At 65.0% G+C, this 1,810-nt stretch carries 3 protein-coding genes; all 3 read left to right on the plus strand.

The annotated features are described in order from the left end of the window. On the plus strand, positions 1-453 hold a 453-nt coding region (locus D3H34_RS32255), incomplete at its 5' end, for a ParA family protein (RefSeq protein WP_147400571.1). Further along, positions 450-1,493, plus strand: a complete 1,044-nt coding sequence (locus D3H34_RS32260) for a transcriptional repressor gene korB (protein ID WP_434057727.1) — start codon at positions 450-452, stop codon at positions 1,491-1,493. The genes D3H34_RS32255 and D3H34_RS32260, both read left to right, overlap by 4 nt. A gap of 107 nt (positions 1,494-1,600) precedes the next feature. Next, positions 1,601-1,810, plus strand: a 210-nt coding sequence (locus D3H34_RS32265; RefSeq protein ID WP_147400572.1) for a hypothetical protein, incomplete at its 3' end; no start/stop codon positions are given.

Genomic DNA, 1,810 nt, shown 5'->3' on the forward strand with positions numbered 1-1,810 from the left:
GCCAATATCGAGGCGCTGGCTGAACAGGGCTTCGATATCTGCCTGATCGATACCGCGCCCGGACTGGGCGTGGCCCTGGTCGCGGCGCTGTACGCCGCCGACTGCGTGCTGTCGCCGATCGAACTCGAGGCCTACAGCATCCAGGGCATCAGGATGATGCTCACGACCATCATGAACGTGCGCAAGGAAAACCGCGGCCTGCAGTTCCTGGGCATGGTGCCGTCCAAGGTCGACGCGCGCAATCCGCGCCATGTGCGCCACCTGGCCGAGCTCAAGGCGGCCTACCCCCAATTGATTGTTCCGGTCAGCATCGGCCTGCGCAGCAGCATCGCGGATGCGCTGGCCTCTGGTGTTCCGGTCTGGAAGATTCGCAAGACCGCGGCCCGAAAAGCCACGCAGGAAATGCGTGGCCTGGCCGCCTATGTCTTTGACAAAATGGAGATTGCGCAATGACAGTTGCAGCGAAGAAGCAAAATTTTTCCTTTGTTCCTGCGGACAAGAAACCGGCCAGCCCCGTGATGGGCGGCCTGGGCCTGGAGGAGATGGGCGACCTGTCGGCGCTGCTCGCGGGCCCCGAAGCCAGCGTCCAGGGCGGCGGCCCGCTGGCCCTGGAAATGGCGCTGATCGATGAAGATCCGCACCAGCCGCGCACCAAGGACAACCCGGGCTTTTCCGAACACAGCCTCGAAGAACTCGCGGCATCGATTCTGCTGCGCGGCGTCAAGACGCCGATCTCGGTGCGCGAGAACCCCGAGGCCGAAGGCCGCTACATCATCAACCACGGCGCACGGCGCTTCCGTGGCTCGCAGCGCGCGGGCCTGGCGACGATTCCCGGCTTCATCGACAACGATTACAACGAAGCCGACCAGGTCGTGGAGAACCTGCAGCGCAATGAACTGACGGCGCGCGAAGTCGCCGACTTCATCGGCCGCGAACTCGCCAAGGGCATGAAGAAAGGCGACATCGCCCGGGCCATCAGCAAGTCGCCGGCGTTCATTTCGCAGCACGTGACGCTGCTCGATCTGCCCGAGCCGCTGGCCCAGGTCTTCAATACCGGTCGCGTGCGCGATGTGACGGTGGTCAATGAACTGATGACCGCGTACAAGAAGACGCCGCAGGACGTGACGGCCTGGCTCGGCGACGCCAACCAGGAAATCACCCGCGGCTCGGTCAAGCTGCTGCGCGAATTCCTCGACGTGAAGAACCAGCCGCAGCCGGCCCCGGGCGCTGCGCCGGCGAGCCCGGCTGCTGCCGCGAAGACCGCGGCCCCCGTTGCTGCGACTCCGGCCAAGCCGGGCAAGGCGGCGGCCGCCGATGCGCTGCGCAATGCCGTGGTCCATGTGCTGCACAACAATCGCCCGGCGCGCCTGATGCTCGAGCGCCGCCCGGCCAAGCAAGGCGTGGCCTGGTTGAAGTACAACGACGACGGCCAGGAAATCGAGGCCGGCCTCAAGAGCGTGACCCTGGTGGCCCTGCTCGAAGGCCAGGCCTGAGACCACTGCATGGCGCGCCGGGGTGGGCGCGCAGCAGTCATGGGTGATGGAACTTTGCGGGACGCGGTGTTACTGACACCATGTACTGATTGGTCAAGGAATCACCTATGGTTGCGCCGTATGAAGCTCTTCTGTCTGCGCTGGCGGAAGAAGTCGGCCTCGAGGCGTCGGCGCTGATTTCTTCGGAAGAAATCGTCATCGATGACCTGCCCATCGCCTTGTGCCTCGAAGGCGCGGGCGAGCAGGCCGAACTGTGCCTGCGCTGCGCGCTCGGCATTCCGGCCAAGGCGCGCTGGACGCTGGTCATCCGTAACCTG

The organism is Acidovorax cavernicola (genome assembly GCF_003581445.1).